This window comes from Streptomyces sp. NBC_01497 (assembly GCF_036250695.1).
In the GTDB taxonomy this organism is placed as follows: Bacteria; Actinomycetota; Actinomycetes; order Streptomycetales; family Streptomycetaceae; genus Streptomyces.
On sequence record NZ_CP109427.1, the window covers coordinates 5,727,321 to 5,746,427 of the forward strand.

14 protein-coding genes are annotated in these 19,107 nt (G+C 72.8%); 11 read left to right on the plus strand and 3 right to left on the minus strand.

Translation table 11 applies throughout. The features are described from left to right. Window positions 1-39 precede the first annotated feature (39 nt). From OG310_RS24085 to holA, 3 genes are all read left to right on the plus strand, one after another. Complete coding sequence (locus OG310_RS24085) at window positions 40-939, plus strand: YceI family protein (protein WP_329457945.1); 900 nt, start codon at window positions 40-42, stop codon at window positions 937-939. A 114-nt stretch (window positions 940-1,053) separates the two neighbouring features. Beyond that, window positions 1,054-1,302, plus strand: a complete 249-nt coding sequence (locus OG310_RS24090) for a hypothetical protein (RefSeq protein WP_329457946.1) — start codon at window positions 1,054-1,056, stop codon at window positions 1,300-1,302. Window positions 1,303-1,340: 38 nt separating this feature from the next. After that, window positions 1,341-2,327, plus strand: coding sequence for a DNA polymerase III subunit delta (holA, locus tag OG310_RS24095; RefSeq protein WP_329457947.1), 987 nt, complete (start codon window positions 1,341-1,343; stop codon window positions 2,325-2,327). A gap of 948 nt (window positions 2,328-3,275) precedes the next feature. Here the strand turns inward: holA and rpsT are convergent. Further along, window positions 3,276-3,542, minus strand: a complete 267-nt coding sequence (rpsT, locus tag OG310_RS24100) for a 30S ribosomal protein S20 (RefSeq protein WP_329457948.1) — start codon at window positions 3,540-3,542, stop codon at window positions 3,276-3,278. Between the two features lie 283 nt (window positions 3,543-3,825). On the opposite strand from rpsT, the gene lepA reads away from it, so the two are divergent. From lepA to hemW, 4 genes are all read left to right on the plus strand, one after another. Then, on the plus strand, window positions 3,826-5,697 hold the full coding sequence (lepA, locus tag OG310_RS24105) for a translation elongation factor 4 (RefSeq protein ID WP_329457949.1): 1,872 nt from the start codon (window positions 3,826-3,828) through the stop codon (window positions 5,695-5,697). A 261-nt stretch (window positions 5,698-5,958) separates the two neighbouring features. Next, complete coding sequence (locus tag OG310_RS24110) at window positions 5,959-7,848, plus strand: AMP-dependent synthetase/ligase (RefSeq protein ID WP_329457950.1); 1,890 nt, start codon at window positions 5,959-5,961, stop codon at window positions 7,846-7,848. Between the two features lie 962 nt (window positions 7,849-8,810). Beyond that, window positions 8,811-10,970 carry a SpoIIE family protein phosphatase gene (locus OG310_RS24115; RefSeq protein WP_443078889.1) on the plus strand — a complete coding sequence of 720 codons (2,160 nt, stop codon included), beginning with the start codon at window positions 8,811-8,813 and terminating at the stop codon, window positions 10,968-10,970. 161 nt (window positions 10,971-11,131) lie between these two features. Beyond that, on the plus strand, window positions 11,132-12,364 hold the full coding sequence (hemW, locus tag OG310_RS24120; RefSeq protein ID WP_329457952.1) for a radical SAM family heme chaperone HemW: 1,233 nt from the start codon (window positions 11,132-11,134) through the stop codon (window positions 12,362-12,364). Between the two features lie 60 nt (window positions 12,365-12,424). Here the strand turns inward: hemW and OG310_RS24125 are convergent, their stop codons facing one another. Both OG310_RS24125 and OG310_RS24130 read right to left on the minus strand, forming a co-directional pair. After that, entirely contained in the window at window positions 12,425-13,258 is an 834-nt protein-coding gene (locus tag OG310_RS24125; RefSeq protein WP_329457953.1) for a DUF3097 domain-containing protein, read from the minus strand. 188 nt (window positions 13,259-13,446) lie between these two features. Further along, entirely contained in the window at window positions 13,447-14,316 is an 870-nt protein-coding gene (locus OG310_RS24130) for an MBL fold metallo-hydrolase (protein ID WP_329457954.1), read from the minus strand. A gap of 241 nt (window positions 14,317-14,557) precedes the next feature. Between OG310_RS24130 and hrcA the strand changes: the two genes are divergently transcribed. The 4 genes from hrcA to OG310_RS24150 all read left to right on the plus strand — a co-directional run bounded on the left by hrcA (window position 14,558) and on the right by OG310_RS24150 (window position 19,089). Continuing rightward, window positions 14,558-15,574, plus strand: a complete 1,017-nt coding sequence (gene hrcA / locus OG310_RS24135) for a heat-inducible transcriptional repressor HrcA (protein ID WP_329457955.1) — start codon at window positions 14,558-14,560, stop codon at window positions 15,572-15,574. Further along, window positions 15,575-16,714 (plus strand): molecular chaperone DnaJ, encoded by a 1,140-nt coding sequence (gene dnaJ / locus OG310_RS24140; protein WP_329457956.1) that lies wholly within the window; start codon window positions 15,575-15,577, stop codon window positions 16,712-16,714. A gap of 558 nt (window positions 16,715-17,272) precedes the next feature. Then, window positions 17,273-18,346 (plus strand): nitronate monooxygenase, encoded by a 1,074-nt coding sequence (locus OG310_RS24145; RefSeq protein WP_329457957.1) that lies wholly within the window; start codon window positions 17,273-17,275, stop codon window positions 18,344-18,346. Further along, window positions 18,343-19,089: a 16S rRNA (uracil(1498)-N(3))-methyltransferase gene (locus tag OG310_RS24150; protein ID WP_329457958.1), complete on the plus strand. Its 747-nt coding sequence runs from the start codon at window positions 18,343-18,345 to the stop codon at window positions 19,087-19,089. Before OG310_RS24145 ends, OG310_RS24150 begins: the two co-directional genes overlap by 4 nt. Window positions 19,090-19,107 lie beyond the last annotated feature (18 nt).

The window sequence follows — 19,107 nt, forward strand, 5'->3', positions numbered from 1 at the left end:
AGGACGCCCTGAGGAGTCCAGAGCACAGGGGTAGTCAAAATGATCAGCTTGTTCGGTCGGCGGAAGGCCGCGAGCCAGAAGAACAACCCGCTTTCCGGACTTTCCGTGCCCCCTGGCGCGGGACTGCTGACGTGCCGTGTGCTCGACCCCGTGAGCGAGCCCGTCGGCAACGCGGAGTTCACGGTCAGCGACTCTCAGGGCCGCAAGGTCCTCAGCGGTGAGACCGACCCCTTCGGCGGCGTGGCGGCGATGGTGCCCGTCGGCGAGTACCGGGTAGCGGTGTCCGCCGACAGCTTCAGCCCGTACAGAGCCAGTGCGACGGTCGCGGAAGGCGGCGCGCTGGCCTCCCTCGGCGACATCACGCTCCAGGCCGCGGCATCCTTGCCGCTGCCGTCGCCCGGCGAGTGGGAGATCGAACCCGCCCACTCCCGCATCGGGTTCGTCGCCCGTCACATCGGACTCGCCCGCGTCTACGGCCGGTTCGACAACTTCGCCGGCGCGATACGCATCGGTGACGCCATCGAGGACTCGGCGATGCACGTCGTCATCGACGCCGCGTCGATCGACACCAACGTGCAGATGCGCGACAACCACCTGCGCTCGGGCGACTTCCTCGACGTCGAGAACTACCCGACGATGGAGTTCTACAGCGACCGCTTCCAGCACCGTGGCGGCAACACCTGGCTGATCACCGGTGCCCTGACCCTGCACGGCGTCACCCGCACGGTCGCCATGGAGGCGACCTACGGCGGTGTGCGCGTCGGCATGGAGAACGAGACGCGGGCCGCCGTACGGGCCACCGCCGAACTCCACCGCGAGGACTACACGATCAACTGGCAGACGATGCTGGCACGCGGCATCGCGGTCGTCGGCTCCAGCATCAAGATCGAACTGGAGATCCAGATCGTGCCCAAGGGCACGGAACTCCAGTTCAAGTAGGAGACTGCAGGAACAGCAGGAGACAGGCGGGACGTCCGGACGGACGGAGCCCGGTTCGGGTGTGGCGCGTGCCGCGGCGGCCGGGCCCCGCCGACAGGACGACAGGTGCGGCGCATGGACGAAGACGTGACACATCTGCTGGTGCTGCCCGACCGCGACGCGGCGCAGGAGGCGGCCGACGGACTCGCGGACCGCTTCGGCACCACGCGGGAGCCCCAGCTCGTCCGGGACGCCCTCGCCGGCGAGGACGACGCCGAGGACGCCCAGTGGCTGGTGCTCGTCTCGGATCCGGAGGGGCGCATCGCCCCCGCCGACCTCGACGCGTACGCAGCCGGCTGGGACGGCTGGGTCGAACGGCCCTAGAAAGGGTCCTGTCGGTGGGGCGTGCCATGCTGGCAGCGATGGCCACCAAGAAGACAACCAGCGACGACCCGCTCGCCCCGCTCACGCTCGCCGTCGGGCAGGAGGACCTGCTCCTCGACCGCGTCGTGCAGCAGGTCGTACGGGCCGCCCGCGCCGCCGACGCGGACACGGACGTGCGGGACCTGACATCGGACCAGCTCCAGCCGGGGACACTCGCCGAGCTGACGAGCCCGTCGTTGTTCGCCGAGCGCAAGGTCATCGTCGTACGCAACGCGCAGGACCTGTCGGCGGACACCGTCAAGGACCTCAAGGCCTACTTCGGCGCGCCCATCGAGGACATCACCCTGGTGCTGCTGCACCCCGGGGGCGCGAAGGGCAAGGGGCTGCTGGACGCGGCCCGCAAGGCGGGGGCCCGCGAGGTGGCCTGCCCGAAGACGACCAAGCCGGCCGAGCGGCTGACGTTCGTCCGCTCCGAGTTCCGGGCCCTCGGCCGTTCCGCGACGCCCGAGGCGTGCCAGGCGCTCGTCGACTCCATCGGCAGTGATCTGCGGGAGCTCGCGAGCGCCGCGTCGCAGCTGGTCGCCGATGTCGAGGGCACGATCGACGAGGCCGTCGTCGGCCGGTACTACACGGGCCGCGCCGAGGCGTCCAGCTTCACCGTCGCGGACCGGGCCGTCGAGGGCCGCACGGCGGAGGCTCTGGAGGCGCTGCGCTGGTCGCTGTCGACAGGGGTCGCGCCGGTACTGATCACCAGCGCCCTCGCGCAGGGTGTGCGGGCCATCGGCAAGCTGTCCTCCGCGCGCGGCGGCCGCCCCGCCGATCTGGCGCGCGAGCTGGGCATGCCGCCGTGGAAGATCGACCGGGTGCGCCAGCAGATGCGCGGATGGACACCGGACGGGGTCGCCGTCGCGCTGAGGGCCGTCGCCGAGGCCGACGCGGGTGTGAAGGGCGGCGGGGACGACCCGGAGTACGCCCTGGAGAAGGCGGTCGTCACGATCGCCCACGCGGCCCGCCCCCGGCACTGAGCCCCGCCCGGCACGGAACCCCCGGCACTCAGCCCCACCCGCCACGGAACCACCCGCCACTGAACCCCCGCCCGGCACTGAGCCCCCCGCCCGTGACGGAACCGCCGGCACTGACTCCTCGCCCCCGCCACTGGGCCCCACCCGGCACGGAACCCCCGGCACTCAGCCCCACCCGCCACGGAACCACCCGCCACTGAACCCCCGCCCGGCACTGAGCCCCCCGCCCGTGACGGAACCGCCGGCACTGACTCCTCGCCCACGCCACTGGGCCCCGCCCGGCACGGAACCCCCGGCACTGAGTGCCTCGCCCGTACCGCTGGCGACCGGGTGCCGCCCGGCCCCGGCTCCCGCCCCGGCCCCGCCCCCGTTCCCGCCCCCGGCTGCGCCTGTGGGCCTCCGGGCGGGCGAGTCCTTGACGGGAACGGTTCCGGACGACGAGAAAGCGGTTCCCTGCGGTCGGGAAACGGCTCCGGACGACGGAAACCCGGGCACGCGGATCGGGAGCTGTCCTGGCCGTGCGGAACGGAATCCGTCCTGGTCTCCCGGGACGGGACCCGTCCCGGGAGCCCGGATCGGGAGCTGTCCTGGCCGCGCGGAACGGAATCCGTCCTGGCCTCCGGGGACCCGTCCCGGGCGCCCGGATCGGGAGCCGTCCCCGGCCGTGCGGAACGGAATCCGTCCTGGCCTCCCGGGACGGAAACTTCCGGGCCCGCAGGACGGAAACCGTCCCCGGCCCGTCGGACGGAAACCGTCCCGGGCGCGCGAAAGGCCCCGGCCTGGAGTGGCCGGGGCCTTCACGTACGTCAGGTACATCCGGTGGAGTCGCGCCCGCGTGGCGAACGCAGTTCGGCGCGCGGCTCCGGGTGCCGGGCGGGAGCGGGAGAGAGGGGCCCGCTGGGTCCTGCCCGGTGTCGATCAGTCGATCGGGTCAAGCACGAACGGGACCGTTCAGCCCTGGAGGCCGTTCACGGTGGACGCCAGCGCCGACTTCTTGTTGGCGGCGGCGTTCTTGTGGATGACGCCCTTCGACGCGGCCTTGTCGAGCTCGCGGGAGGCGAGGCGGGCGGCCGCGGTGGCCTTCTCGACGTCGCCGGCCGCAGCGGCCTCACGGGTCTTGCGGATCGCGGTCTTCAGGGAGGACTTGACGGCCTTGTTGCGCAGGCGCGCCTTCTCGTTCGTCTTGTTCCGCTTGATCTGGGACTTGATGTTCGCCACGAAAGAGCCTTTGCAGGTTCGGTGATCTTGAGTGATCTTCTTTGGGTGTGTGCCGCGTACGCGGACGCACGAGACACAGCTGTTCAGGCTAGCAGCCCCGGTATGACCGGCCCAAATCGGTCGCGGGCCGTCCGTCGTGGGACGATGGAGGCTGCGTATCGATCCGATCCGATGTCGACCCGAGACGAGACGACGCGCCCCTAAGGAAGTCAGCCGTGCGGACACCCCTCCGTACCGTGAGCGGCCTCGGCGGGGCGGCGCTCCTCAAGAATCAGGACCCTGCGTGCCCGCGACCCCTGTCAACGTGCCCGAGCCCAGCCGTACGGACCCGGCGCTGATCCGTAACTTCTGCATCATCGCGCACATCGATCACGGCAAGTCCACGCTCGCCGACCGGATGCTCCAGCTGACCGGTGTCGTCGACCAGCGGCAGATGCGCGCTCAGTACCTCGACCGCATGGACATCGAGCGCGAGCGCGGCATCACGATCAAGTCCCAGGCCGTCCGGCTGCCGTGGGCGCCCCGCACCGGTGAGGACCAGGGCAGGACCCACGTCCTCAACATGATCGACACCCCCGGGCACGTCGACTTCACCTACGAGGTGTCCCGCTCGCTCGCCGCCTGTGAGGGCACGGTCCTGCTGGTCGACGCGGCGCAGGGCATCGAGGCGCAGACCCTGGCTAACCTCTATCTGGCGATGGAGAACGACCTCACCATCGTCCCGGTGCTCAACAAGATCGACCTGCCGGCCGCGCAGCCGGAGAAGTTCTCCGAGGAGCTGGCGAACCTGATCGGCTGCCAGCCGGAGGACGTGCTGAAGGTGTCCGCGAAGACCGGGCTCGGCGTGGACGTGCTGCTCGACAAGGTCGTCGCGGAGGTGCCCGCGCCGGTCGGTGTCGCCGATGCCCCCGCCCGCGCGATGATCTTCGACTCGGTCTACGACTCGTACCGCGGCGTCGTCACGTACGTCCGTGTCATCGACGGTCAGCTGGGCAAGCGCGAGCGCATCAGGATGATGTCCACGGGCGCCACCCACGAACTGCTGGAGATCGGCACCAACTCGCCGGAGATGCTCGCGGCCGACGGTCTCGGCGTGGGCGAGGTCGGCTACCTGATCACCGGGGTGAAGGACGTCCGGCAGTCCAAGGTCGGTGACACGATCACGTCCCACATCAAGGGCGCGACCGAGGCGCTGGGCGGTTACAAGGACCCGAAGCCGATGGTCTTCTCCGGGCTCTACCCGCTGGACGGCTCCGACTACCCGGAGCTGCGCGACGCCCTGGAGAAGCTCCAGCTCAACGACGCGGCGCTGGTCTACGAGCCGGAGACGTCCGCGGCGCTCGGCTTCGGCTTCCGGGTGGGTTTCCTCGGGCTCCTGCACCTGGACGTGGTCCGGGAGCGCCTGGAGCGCGAGTTCGGCCTGGACCTGATCGCGACCGCGCCGAACGTCGTCTACCGGGTGGTGATGGAGGACGGCAAGGAGCACACCGTCACCAACCCGAGCGAGTTCCCCGAGGGCAAGATCGACGCGGTCTTCGAGCCGGTCGTACGGGCGACGATCCTCGCGCCGAGCGAGTTCATCGGCTCGATCATGGAGCTGTGCCAGACCCGGCGCGGCACCCTCCTCGGCATGGACTACCTCTCCGAGGACCGGGTCGAGATCCGCTACACCCTGCCGCTCGCGGAGATCGTCTTCGACTTCTTCGACCAGTTGAAGTCGAAGACCCGCGGGTACGCCTCGCTGGACTACGAGCCCACCGGCGAGCAGTCCGCGGAGCTGGTGAAGGTCGACATCCTGCTGCACGGCGACAAGGTCGACGCCTTCTCCGCGATCACGCACCGGGACCAGGCGTACGCCTACGGGGTGCGGCTCGTCGCCAAGCTGCGCGAGCTGATCCCGCGGCAGGCCTTCGAGGTGCCGGTGCAGGCCGCGATCGGCTCCCGGGTCATCGCGCGCGAGACGATCCGCGCCATCCGCAAGGATGTGCTGGCGAAGTGCTACGGCGGTGACATCTCCCGGAAGCGGAAGCTGCTGGAGAAGCAGAAGGAAGGCAAGAAGCGGATGAAGATGGTCGGCAGTGTGGAGGTGCCGCAGGAGGCCTTCATCGCGGTGCTGTCCAGCGACGATTCCGGTCCGGGCAAGGCGAAGAAGTAGGCAGGGGCGGGCCGGCGGAGCCGGTCTCGTCAGCCCCCGCGACGCACGGCGTCGCGGGGGCTCTCCCATATGTCCGCCATGTGTCCGGCCTGTGCTCGGCGCTCACGGTGTGTGGGAAATGTCGCCCCTCTTACGCGCGTGCGACCTGGGCCCTAGTCTGATTACCGATCGGTAGCTACTTGTCGGTCGGTTACTTGAACGCCATACGTCTCAGGATCAGATGCATCGTGCGGTACGACCCGTACGGTTCCGGAGGAAGCCGTGAGCGACACCCAGAACTTGATCGAGAACCGGCCGCCCTCCGTGGCGACTCTCTTCATTGAGCGCGTGGCCGCCACGCCCGAGGCCGAGGCGTTCCGCTACCCCGTGCCCCCCGCGTCGGGCACGGGCCCCGACGACTGGCACTCCCTGACCTGGGGCGGGACCGCGGAGCGGGTCTACAACATCTCGGCAGGGCTCATCGCGCTCGGCGTGCGGCCCGAGGAGCGGGTCTCCCTCGCCTCGTCGACGCGGATCGAGTGGATCCTCGCCGACTTCGGGGTGATGTGCGCGGGCGCCGCCACGACCACCATCTACCCGTCGACCAACGCCGACGAGTCCGTCTTCATCCTGTCGGACTCCGGCAGTCGCGTACTGATCGCCGAGGACGCCGCCCAGCTGGCCAAGGTGCGCGCCCACCGCGCGGAACTGCCCGACCTCGCCCATGTCGTGGTGATCGAGGCGGCCGACGCCACGCCGGTCCCGGACGACCCGGAGGGCTGGGTGCTCTCCCTCGACGCGGTGGAGAAGCTCGGCGCCGGGGAGCTGGCCGTCCGGCCCGACGCCGTCAGGCAGCGGATCGACGCCCTCAAGGCCGACCAGCTCGCCACTCTCATCTACACCTCGGGTACCACCGGGCGGCCCAAGGGCGTACGGCTGCGGCACGACTCCTGGTCGTACATGGCGAAGGCCATGGCGGCGACGGGTCTGATCTCCGCCGAGGACGTGCAGTACCTGTGGCTGCCGCTCGCGCACGTCTTCGGGAAGATGCTGACGTCGGGCCAGATCGAGGTCGGGCACGTCACGGCCGTCGACGGGCGCGTCGACAAGATCATCGAGAATCTGCCGGTCGTGAAGCCGACGTACATGGCGGCCGTCCCGCGGATCTTCGAGAAGGTCTACAACGGCGTCGCCGCCAAGGCGCGTGCGGGCGGCTCGGCCAAGTACAAGATCTTCCAGTGGGCGGCCCAGGTCGCCCGCGAGTCGGCGAGGGTCTCGCAGGAGAACTTCCAGCGCACCGGCAACGACTCCCTGCCCTTCGCGCTGGCCGCGAAGCACAAGGTCGCGGACGCCCTCGTGTTCGCGAAGATCCGGGAGGCGTTCGGCGGCAGACTCCGCGCGGCCGTCTCCGGGTCGGCGGCGCTCGCCCCCGACATCAGCTACTTCTTCTCCGGCGCGGGTGTGCCCGTCCTGGAGGGGTACGGGCTCACCGAGACGAGTGCCGCCTGTTTCGTGAACCCGGGCCCCGCCTACCGCACGGGCACGGTCGGCAAGCCCATGCCGGGCACCGAGGTGCGCATCGCCGACGACGGCGAGATCCTGATCCGCAACCCTGCGGTCATGGTCGGCTACCACGGGCTGCCGGACAAGACGGCCGAGGTGCTGGAGGCCGACGGCTGGTTCCACACCGGTGACATCGGCGAGCTGTCGACCGACGGATACCTGAAGATCACCGACCGCAAGAAGGATCTCATCAAGACGTCGGGCGGCAAGTACATCTCGCCCGCGGAGGTGGAGACCCAGTTCAAGGCGGTCTGTCCGTTCGTCTCGAACATCCTGGTGGTCGGCGGGGGCCGCAACTTCTGCAGCGCCCTCATCACCCTGGAGGAGCCGACGATCGCGCAGTGGGCCGCCGAGCACGGCCTCGGTGGGAAGCCGTACGCCGAGATCATGGCGGCGCCCGAGACGGAGCGGCTGATCGACGGCTACGTCCAGCGTCTCAACGACGGGTTGCAGCGCTGGCAGACCATCAGGAAGTTCCGCCTCCTGCCGCGTGACCTCGACATCGAACACGGCGAGCTGACGCCGAGCCTCAAGCTCAAGCGGCCCGTGGTGGAGCGCGAGTACAAGGACCTCATCGAGGACATGTACGCGGGAACGCGCGAGGCGTGAACACGGGCTGCCCGGTGTCCGCGAGCCGCGTGGTCCGAGTGTTCGCCCGGCGTGTACCGCCGCGCGGAATGTGTGAGGTGCCGGTGTGAGCGTCGCCCGGTGTGTGTGAGCCTGCCCGTCCCCCCGGTGAGCCGTCCGGTCCGCAGGGGCCGGGCGGCTCACGCGCGTGCGGCGCCCCGAGCGTGCGCCTGCGTACGCCGGTACGCGAATCGGGGCGGACCCGCGTGAGACGGATGTTCTACGCGGACCGGCCAGGATGGTCTCCGGGTGCGTAATCTCTGCCCTTCTCCCGGGCCTTTTAGGTGACTTGGCGTACGCGGGCCGAGTCTGTCTGCCACCCTTGCCGAATCAACCGACGCGGTGCGGGTGCCGTGCCGGGATATCGAACACGCAGCACACAACCGGACGCGGGAGCCGCAGTGGGGCCCATTCCGATCCAGCGTGCGAACGACCCCGAGAACACGCGCGGGGCACGGTCCGGGGCCGGCACGCCGCCCTTCGTCCGTATCAGTCTGGAGAGCGACCCGGTCGCCCCGGCGGAGGCGCGGCGGCTGGTGCGTGCCGCCCTCGCCGAATGGACCGCTCTCGGCCTGCTGGGCCCGTGCGCCTTCTGCGGCGCGAACGCGGGCGGTGGGGGCGAGGTGCCCGGGGAGCGCGCGGGTGTGCCCGGGGCGGGCGGTCCCTCCGGGCTGCCCGGATCCTCCGGGTTCGCCGATGACGCCGATGACGCCGGGATCACCGGGGACGCTGGAAACGCCGCGCTCGCCGGGGACGCCGAGAACGCTGAGCCGGCCGGGGTCTCCGCGTGCACCGGGGGCCCCGGGGCCGACGAGACGGCCGGGACCACCGGGTGCCGTGGGTCCGCCGGGGCTCCGCGGGACGGCGGGGACACCCTGCTCGGTGCGCACCACCACCCCCTCGCCGTGGACGGCGTGGTGCTGGTCGGGACCGCCGGCGAGGCGCTGAACACCGGCCCGGGGGACCGGCCGGCCGGAGCCGGGCCCGCGGGGGCCGCCCCGGGGCCCGCCGCGGAGGCCGGTTCCGCCCCCGGGTCCCCGCACCTCGCGGAGTCCGGGGCCGACGCCTGGGCGCCGCGCGCCGCGAGCGGTGCCGTCTGCCCGCCCGGCGGACACAGCACGGACCTGATCGCCGACGACGCCGCGCTGATCGCCGACGAACTCGTCACCAACGCCGTGGTGCACGCCGGCACCTCCGTGGAAGTGCGCTGCCGGCTCACGGAACGGCCCCCGGCGGACTGGGCCGTGGCGCAGGGCGCCGAGGAGGAGGCCCCCGGGCTGCTGGTGGAGGTCTCCGACCACCATCCCTCCCGGGCGCCTGCCGACCCCGGGACGCCGTACGGGCGCTCGGGGCCCTACACGGCCGAGTACGGACGCGGGCTGCAGATCGTGGCGTCCCTGGCGGAGCGCTGGGGCGTCACCTACCGGACGGGGCTCAAGACGGTCTGGGCCCGGATCGCCCTCGACGGTACGGGCACCGCCGGCCGGCTGCCCGTCAGGGCGGACGAGGAGGTCCCCGACCGGGCCGGGGGCGGCAGCGCACGGGCCGAGACCGACTGGCGCGGGCACGGCGCCCTGTCGTTCCTCGCCGAGACGTCCGACCTGCTGGCGGGCCAGCTGGACGAGGAACTGGTCGCGGCGCTGGCCGGGCAGTTGCTGGTGCCGAGGCTCGCCGAGTGGTGCGCGGTCTGGCTCGACGGCTCGGGTACGTCCTCCCGCCTCGCGGGCGTGTGGCACGCGGACGAGGCACGCGTGGAGGGGCTGCGCGCCCTGCTGGAGAGACGGCCGCCCCGGCCCATGGACCCGCCGTACCCGGGTCCTGTGGAGATCCCGGGGCCCGGCACGGAGTACGACGGGGGGCCTGCGGACAGCGGCCGGCCGCTGTCCGCAGGCCGGGCCTCCCACGCAACCGGCAGCACGGGCAGCGCTGTTCGGGGCACCGCCGCCGTCACCGGTGGCGACGCGCCCGGTCAGGGGCCGGGTCCCGGCGCTCAGGAGGACTTTGGCCCCGGCGAGGGGGCCCTTCCCGGGCCGGGTGACGGGCCCGACGTCATGCCTGTGGGCGTCACCCTGTCCTGCCGGCTGGTGACCAACGGCAGACCCGTCGGCACGCTCCTGCTCGGCAGACCGGGCAAGGCGCCGGTTCCTGACGAGATCGTCGAGCTGATCGAGGACTTCGCACGCCGCGTGGCCCTCGCGGTCGGCGCGGCGCGCCGCTACACCCGGCAGGCCACCATCAGCCGGGTGCTCCAGCGCGGACTGCTGCCGAGCCAGGTCGCCAGGATCCCCGGCGTGGCCAGCGGGCTGGTCTACGAGCCGAGCGACGAGGGACTCGCGGGCGGGGACTTCTACGACGTGTTCCACTGCCCCGGCGACCGCTGGTGCTTCATGCTCGGCGACGTGCAGGGCAGCGGCCCCGAGGCGGCCGTCGTGACCGGCCTCGCCCGGCCCTGGCTGCGGCTGCTGGGACGGGAGGGCTACCAGGTGGGCGAGGTGCTGGACCGGCTCAACCGGCTGCTGCTCGACGACGCGACGGAGGCGGCGGAGGCCGCGTCCGCGATGGCGGCGGCGAGCGCGGCGGAGACCATGGCGGCGGGCGAGGCGATGGCGGCCGGGCTGCCGCTGACGGACCTGCCCCTGCCCGAACTGCCCGTCGTCGGCGCCTCGGAGGGCTACCACCCGCGTTTCCTGTCGCTGCTGTACGGGGAGCTCGTGCCCCTTCCCGTCGGCGGCAAGGGCGGTGGCGCGCGCTGCACGGTGGCCAGCGCCGGGCATCCGCTGCCGCTCCTGTTGCGCCCGGACGGGAGCGTACGGCCCGCCGCCGAGCCGCAGCTGCTGCTCGGGGTCGCCGAGAACACCCCGTACGAGAGCCAGACCTTCGATCTGGAGCCGGGGGACACCCTGCTCTGCGTCACGGACGGCGTGAGCGAGCGCCGCTCCGGCGGCCGGATGCTGGACGACGGCGACGGGCTCGCGCGCGCCCTCTCCCAGTGCGCGGGGCTGACGGCGGAGGCCGTGGCCGAGCGCATCCGGCGGCTGGTGCACGACTTCGACGGGGCGCCGCCGGACGACGACCTGGCGCTGCTGGTGTTCCAGGCGGAGTGAGCGGACGGCCGCGCGGACGGCGGGAACGGGGCGGGCGGAGCGCCCGGGTCCCGGGCGTCCGGGCCCCGGCGCACGGGCTCGCGCGGTCTCCCGGGCAGCACCCGGCGGGCCCCAGGAGCGGGGGAACAGGGGAACACGCGGCGTACGGGACAATGGAGGGCATGCCCTCCGCACTGCCCGACGGCGACCCCGTGCCCGAGACCGGGGAACTGCCCGCGTCCGCCCTCGTCGGCGCGGCCGACCGGCCCCTCGGCTTCTACCTGCACGTCCCGTACTGCGCGACGCGCTGCGGCTACTGCGACTTCAACACGTACACCGCGACCGAGCTGCGCGGTTCCGGCGGCGTTCTCGCCTCGCGTGACAACTACGCGGGCATCCTCGCGGACGAGGTCCGCCTCGCCCGCAAGGTGCTGGGCGACGACCCCCGCCCGGTGCGCACGGTCTTCGTCGGCGGCGGTACGCCCACCCTGCTGGACCCCGCCGACCTGGTGGGCATGCTCGCGGCGGTCCGTGACGAGTTCGGCCTCGCCGACGACGCGGAGATCACGACGGAGGCGAACCCGGAGTCCGTGGACCCGGCGTATCTGGCGGCCCTGCGGGAGGGCGGCTTCAACCGTGTCTCGTTCGGCATGCAGAGCGCCCGGCAGGACGTGCTGCGGATCCTGGAGCGCAACCACACCCCCGGCCGCCCCGAGGCCTGCGTGGCCGAGGCCCGTGCCGCCGGGTTCGAGCACGTCAACCTCGACCTGATCTACGGCACTCCCGGGGAGAGCGACGACGACTGGCGCGCGTCCCTCGACGCGGCCGTCGGGGCGGGCCCGGACCATGTGTCGGCGTACGCGCTGATCGTGGAGGAGGGCACGCGCCTCGCCCGCCGAATCCGGCGCGGTGAGATCCCGATGACGGACGACGACGAGCACGCCGACCGCTACCTGATCGCGGACGAGGTGCTGTCCGCGGCGGGCTTCTCCTGGTACGAGGTGTCCAACTGGGCCACCGGTGAGGCCGCGCGCTGCCTGCACAACGAGCTGTACTGGCGCGGAGCGGACTGGTGGGGCGCGGGCCCCGGCGCCCACAGCCACGTGGGCGGGGTGCGCTGGTGGAACGTGAAGCATCCCGGCGCGTACGCCGCCGCGCTCGCCGGGGGCCGCACCCCGGCCGCTGGCCGGGAGCTGCTCACCGCAGAGGACCGGCGCGTGGAGCGGATCATGCTGGAACTGCGGCTGCGTGAGGGCGTCCCGCTCGGCCTGCTGCACGAGGACGGCCTGCGCGCGGCGGACCGGGCCGTACGGGACGGCCTGCTGGAGCCGGCTTCCCACGAGGCGGGCCATGCGGTCCTCACCCTGCGTGGCCGGCTGCTGGCCGACGCGGTGATCAGGGACCTGGTGGACTGAGGGCGCCCGGCCGGCCTCCGCGCACGTCCCCGGCGGACCACGGCGCGCGGACGGCCGCCGTCAGGGTCCTTCGGGGCCGCCGATCGTGACGAAGTCGATCAACTCCTCGACCCGGCCGAGCAGTTCCGGCTCCAGGTCGCGGTAGGAGCGGACCGACGCGAGGATGCGCTGCCAGGCCGCGCCGGTGTTCTCCGGCCAGCCGAGGGCACGGCAGACGCCCGTCTTCCAGTCCTCGCCCCGGGGGACGCGGGGCCATGCGGCGATGCCCACCGATGACGGCTTCACCGCTTCCCACACGTCGATGTACGGGTGACCGACCACGAGCACGTCCGCGCCGGACGCCGCCGCCGCGATGCGGGACTCCTTCGTGCCGGGCACCAGGTGGTCGACGAGTACGCCGAGGCGCGCGTCCGGTCCCGGAGCGAAGTCGGCGACGACCGCCGGGAGGTCGTCCACGCCGCCCAGGTACTCCACGACCACCCCCTCGATGCGCAGGTCGTCGCCCCAGACCCGCTCCACCAGCTCCGCGTCGTGCCGGCCCTCGACGTAGATGCGGCCCGCCCTGGCCACCCGCGCGCGGGCACCGGGTACGGCGACCGAGCCGGACGCCGTGCGGGACGGCGCCTTCGGGCCCCCGCCGGGGGCCGGGCGGACGAGGGTGACCGGCTTGCCCTCCAGCAGGAACGCGGCGGGCTCCATGGGGAAGACGCGGTGCTTGCCGAAGCGGTCCTCCAGGGTGACCGTCGGGCCCTGCGCGGTCTTCTCGCAGCGGATCACCGCGCCGCAGAACCCGCTCGACACCTCCTCGACGACCAGATCGGCCTCGGCCGGGACCTCGGGGACGGGCGTGGAGCGCTTCCACGGGGGCGTCAGATCAGGGCTGTAACTCCGCACGCGCCGACCTTATGCCGATCACGGCCCGATGTCCCGGCCCCGCCCCTCCTTCGCGCCGCGCCCGGCACGGTCGGGCCGCTCCGGAACACCCGGCCCCGAACACCGCCACCGCACCACCGTCAGCGGAACACCCGCCCCAGAACGCCCCCCGACAACCCCCGGCGACCCCCCGCGACACCCGCCACCGGTCAGGGCGTCGGCGATCCGGCCGCCGCGAGCGTGGCCCGCTGGGCACGGACGAACGCCGCGTCCACCACGGCGCCGTGCCCCGGCACGTAGAGCGCGTCCTCGCCCCCCAGCCGCAGCAGGCGCTCCAGCGCCGCGGGCCAGCGGTCGGGACAGGCGTCGGGACCGGCCTGCGGCGGGCCGGACTCCTCCACCAGATCGCCGCAGAACACCACCGGCGGGCCGTCCCCGCCCCGTACCAGCACGGCCAGGTCGTACGCGGTGTGCCCGGGCCCCGCGTTCACCAGGACCGCCCGTACGCCCCCGCCCAGGTCCAGCTCGTACGGCTCGCTCCCGACCTCGCGCCATCGCGCCGCCGGGCTCGCCGGGACGGCCGCCACCCGCGCACCCGCGACGTCACCCGGACCGCCCGGACCGCCCGGACCGCCCGGACCGCCCGGACCGCCCGGACCGCCCGGGGCGGCCAGGGCAGCCAGGGCGTCGGCCCCGCGCCGCGCCCGCGCCGGGGGCAGGCCGTGGCGCACGGCGTCCGCGTACAGGGCGTCCCGCCCCCGCGCCTCTCCGAGCTCCCGCGCCGTCCCGGCCGCCGTGAGGACCGCGGCCCCGGGGAAGGCTCCCGCGCCGAGCACATGGTCGAAGTGCGGGTGCGTGAGTGCGAGATGTGTCACGGGCGCGCCCCCGGTGAGCCGACGTGCCGCCGCCCTTAGCGCCGTGCCCTGCCCGAGGGAGGCGCCGGCGTCCACGAGCAGCGCGCCGTCCGTGCCCACCACCAGGCCCGCCGTGCAGTCCCAGCCGGGCAGCCGCACCCGGCTCACGCCCGGCGCCGGGCGCTCCCAGCCGCCGGCCGGCAGGCCCTGTCCGCTGCTCCCCATGCGCCGCTCTCCTCACGTCCGTGCCACCGCGCCGGTCCCGGGCCCGGGCGGCCCCGGGGGGAACCTCTCACGCCCTCGGGGGCACCCGGGGCCCGATCGCGTGGAACACTGCCTTGCTACGCGTGCACCCCCCGGCCGTACACTGGCTCGGAAGGAGCTGGCACTCCACCGGATCGAGTGCCAAAAGCGGTCGCACAGCGCGACGAGGGACGACGAACGACGAACGCTGGAGGTGTGCGCCGTGCTCAGCGAACGCAGACTCGAAGTGCTGCGCGCCATCGTCCAGGACTACGTCGGTACGGAGGAGCCCGTCGGCTCCAAGGCGCTCACCGAGCGTCACCGGCTCGGGGTGTCGCCCGCGACGATCCGCAACGACATGGCCGTCCTTGAGGACGAGGGCTACATCGCGCAGCCGCACACGAGCGCGGGCCGCATCCCCACCGACAAGGGGTACCGGCTGTTCGTGGACAGACTGGCGGGCGTGAAGCCGCTGTCGTCGCCCGAGCGCCGGGCCATCCAGAACTTCCTGGGGGGTGCCGTCGACCTGGACGACGTGGTGGGCCGCACGGTGCGCCTGCTGGCGCAGCTCACCCGGCAGGTCGCCGTCGTGCAGTACCCGTCCCTGACGCGTTCGACGGTGCGCCACGTGGAGCTGCTGTCGCTGGCGCCCGCGCGCCTGATGCTCGTCCTGATCACCGACACGGGACGGGTCGAACAGCGCATGATCGACTGCCCCGCGCCGTTCGGCGAGGTGGCGCTCGCGGACCTGCGGGCCCGGTTGAACAGCCGGGTCGTGGGCAGGCGCTTCTCCGACGTGCCGCGTCTGGTGCAGGATCTGCCGGAGTCGTTCGACGCGGAGGACCGGCCCACGGTCTCCACCGTCCTCGCGACCCTGCTGGAGAACCTGGTCGAGGAGACCGAGGAGCGCCTGCTGATCGGCGGCACGGCGAACCTCACCCGGTTCGGACACGACTTCCCGCTGGTGATCAGGCCGGTGCTGGAGGCACTTGAGGAACACGTCGTGCTCCTCAAGCTGCTCGGCGAGGCGGGACAGCCGGGCATGACGGTCCGTATCGGGCACGAGAACGCCCATGAGGGACTCACTTCCACATCTGTCGTAGCAGTCGGCTACGGTTCGGGCGACGAGGCAGTCGCCAAACTCGGCGTGGTCGGACCGACCCGCATGGACTACCCCGGAACGATGGGAGCGGTACGCGCAGTGGCACGTTACGTCGGACAGATCCTGGCGGAGTCGTAAGTGGCCACGGACTACTACGCCGTACTCGGCGTGCGCCGCGACGCGTCCCAGGACGAGATCAAGAAGGCATTCCGGCGGCTCGCACGCGAGCTGCACCCGGACGTCAACCCCGATCCCAAGACGCAAGAGCGCTTCAAAGAGATCAACGCCGCTTACGAGGTCCTGTCGGACCCGCAGAAGAAGCAGGTCTACGACCTCGGCGGAGACCCGCTGTCCAGCAACGGCGGCGGTGGCGGGGCGGGCGGCTTCGGGGCCGGTGGCTTCGGCAACTTCTCCGACATCATGGACGCGTTCTTCGGTACGGCGTCGCAGCGCGGGCCCCGCTCGCGCACGCGGCGCGGCCAGGACGCGATGATCCGGCTGGAGATCGAGCTCAACGAGGCCGCCTTCGGCACGACGAAGGAGATCCAGGTCGACACGGCCGTCGTCTGCACCACGTGCAACGGCGAGGGCGCGGCGCCCGGAACCTCGGCCCAGACCTGCGACATGTGTCGCGGTCGCGGTGAGGTCTCGCAGGTGACGCGGTCGTTCCTCGGCCAGGTCATGACCTCGCGTCCGTGCCCGCAGTGCCAGGGCTTCGGCACCGTGGTGCCGACCCCGTGCCCCGAGTGCGCGGGCGACGGGCGCGTGCGCTCCCGCCGCACGCTCACCGTCAAGATCCCGGCCGGTGTCGACGACGGCACCAAGATCCAGCTGGCGGGCGAGGGCGAGGTCGGACCCGGCGGCGGCCCGGCCGGCGACCTGTTCGTGGAGATCCGCGAGCTCCCGCACGCGGTCTTCCAGCGTCGAGGGGACGACCTGCACTGCACGGTGACGATCCCGATGACGGCGGCAGCGCTCGGCACGCAGTGTCCGTTGGAGACGCTGGACGGCGTGGAGGACGTCGACGTACGGCCGGGCACGCAGTCCGGCCAGTCGATCCCGCTGCACGGCCGTGGCGTGACCCACCTGCGCGGTGGCGGCCGGGGCGACCTGATCGTCCACGTCGAGGTCACGACCCCGTCGAAGCTGGACGCGGATCAGGAGCACCTGCTGCGCGAACTGTCCAAGCTGCGCGGCGAGGAGCGCCCGACGGGCCAGTTCCAGCCGGGGCAGCAGGGGTTGTTCTCCCGTTTGAAGGATGCGTTCAACGGTCGTTAGGCGGTGTCGGGCCGGGGGTCCGGGGGTTGTCCTCCGGGTGGGCACGGTCAGCCGGGGCAGCAGGGGTTGTTCTCCCGTTTGAAGGATGCGTTCAACGGTCGTTAGGCAGGCGGTCGGGCCGGGGGTCCGGCGGTTGTCCTGTCGTCAGGGAGCGCGGGGCCGGGGGTCGCCCCCTCCCGGGCCGGCCGGGTGCGGCAGGGGCTGACCCGGCCGCGGACGCGTTCGACGGCCGTCGCATCGTGATGTTCCGCCGCCCACCGGTGTGTGTGCCGCCCTGTTCGGGGGCCCGCCGGTGGGCGAGCGTGTTCCTCCGTATGCGTCCCGCTTCTGGCGTCCCGCTTCTGACCTCGCTCCTCAGGGGCCTCTTCTCGGCCGTCCGGTTTCCGCGTGCCGCGGGTGCGGCGCGTGTCGCGGCAGTGGTGGTTCACCGTCGTGTGTACGCGAGAAATATGACCATTCCGTCCAGGCTCACCACCACGACCGGTGGTCATGCCTCTGGCATATGTCGGATGTCAGGGCGATTCTGAGGTCCGGTACGGGCATGGCACCATTCCCTGCATGCCTTCCACGCTGACCGATCTCTTTCGGTATCCGATCGTGCAGGCCCCCATGGCAGGCGGAGCGTCCTGTCCCCAGCTGGCCGCGGCGGTGTCCGACGCGGGCGGTCTCGGCTTCCTGGCCGCCGGCTACAAGACGGCGGACGGCATGTACGAGGAGATCAAGCACCTGCGTGGGCTGACGGGCGCGCCGTTCGGCGTGAACGTCTTCATGCCGGGCACCCGCCACGCCGACCGCGGGTCCGTGGAGCTGTACCGCAGCCAGCTGGCCGGTGAGGCGGACTGGTACGACACGCCGCTCGGCGATCCGGAGACCGGCTGGGACGACGGTTACGACGCCAAGCTCGCGATCCTGCTCGACGACCCGGTCCCCGTCGTCTCGTTCACCTTCGGCTGCCCGCCGCGGAAGGTGTTCGACCGCTTCCGCCGCGCCGGTACGTACACGATCGTGACGGTCACGACGCCCGAGGAGGCGCGTGCCGCCCAGTGGTCCGGCGCCGACGCGGTCTGCGTGCAGGGCATCGAGGCCGGGGGGCACCAGGGCGCGCACAAGGACGACCCCGCCACGGACGGTGCGGGCATCGGCCTGATGTCGCTGGTCGTCCAGGTCAAGGACGCCGTGACGCTGCCGGTCGTGGCGACGGGCGGCATCATGCGCGGTTCGCAGATCGCCGCGGTCCTCGCGCTCGGCGCCGAGGCCGCGCAGCTCGGCACGGCGTTCCTCGTCGCGGACGAGTCGGGCGCGCCGGACCTGCACAAGCAGGCCATGACGAACCCGCTGTTCGCCCGTACGGAGCTGACGCGGGCGTTCTCCGGCCGCCCGGCCCGCGGGCTCGTGAACCGCTTCATGCGCGAGCACGGCCCCTACGCGCCCCAGGGCTACCCCGAGGTCCACCATGTGACCTCGCCCCTGCGCAGGGCCGCGGTGAAGGCCGGGGACCCGCAGGCCATGGCGCTGTGGGCGGGCCAGGGGCACAAGATGGCGCGGCCCATGCCGGCGGCGCAGCTCGTCGAGGTGCTCGTGGCCGAGGGGGACGCGGCGCGCGCCGCGATGAATCTGGGGAGTACGTCATGACGGCGCCGGTCTTCGTGGTGGGGGAGGGCACCGTGCTGCGCCCCGGCACCCTCACGCTGGAGGGGCCCGAGGGGCGGCACGCGGTGTCCGTACGGCGCCTGCGGGCCGGTGAGGAGGTCGTCCTGACCGACGGGGCCGGCACCGGGGCGTACGGGAGCGTCGCGGCCGTCGAGGGCAAGGACCGGCTGCTGGTCGACGTCACCGAGGTCCGCACGGAGCCGGAGCCCGCGCCGCGGATCACCGTCGTCCAGGCCCTGCCCAAGGGCGACCGCGGTGAGCTCGCCGTCGAGACGATGACCGAGACCGGCGTGGACGCCGTCGTGCCCTGGGGCGCGGCCCGCTGCATCACGCAGTGGAAGGGCGAGCGCGGGGCCAGGTCCCTCGCGAAATGGCGGGCGACGGCGCGGGAGGCGGGCAAGCAGTCCCGCCGGCTGCGCTTCCCCGAGGTCACGGAGGCGGCCACGACCCGCGAGGTGGCCCGGCTGCTCGCCGGGGCCGACTTCGCGGCCGTGCTGCACGAGGACGGCGGCGTCGCCGCCCCCCTGGCCACGGCCGAACTGCCGCGCGCGGGCCGGCTGGTGCTGGTCGTCGGTCCCGAGGGCGGCGTCTCGCCGGAGGAACTCGACGCGTTCGCCGCCGCGGGGGCGGCCCCGTACCGGCTCGGGGGCAGTGTCCTGCGCACCTCCACGGCGGGGACGGCGGCCGTGGCCCTGCTGCTGACCCGCACCGGCCGCTGGTCCTGAACCGCGCGCGAAGCGCCC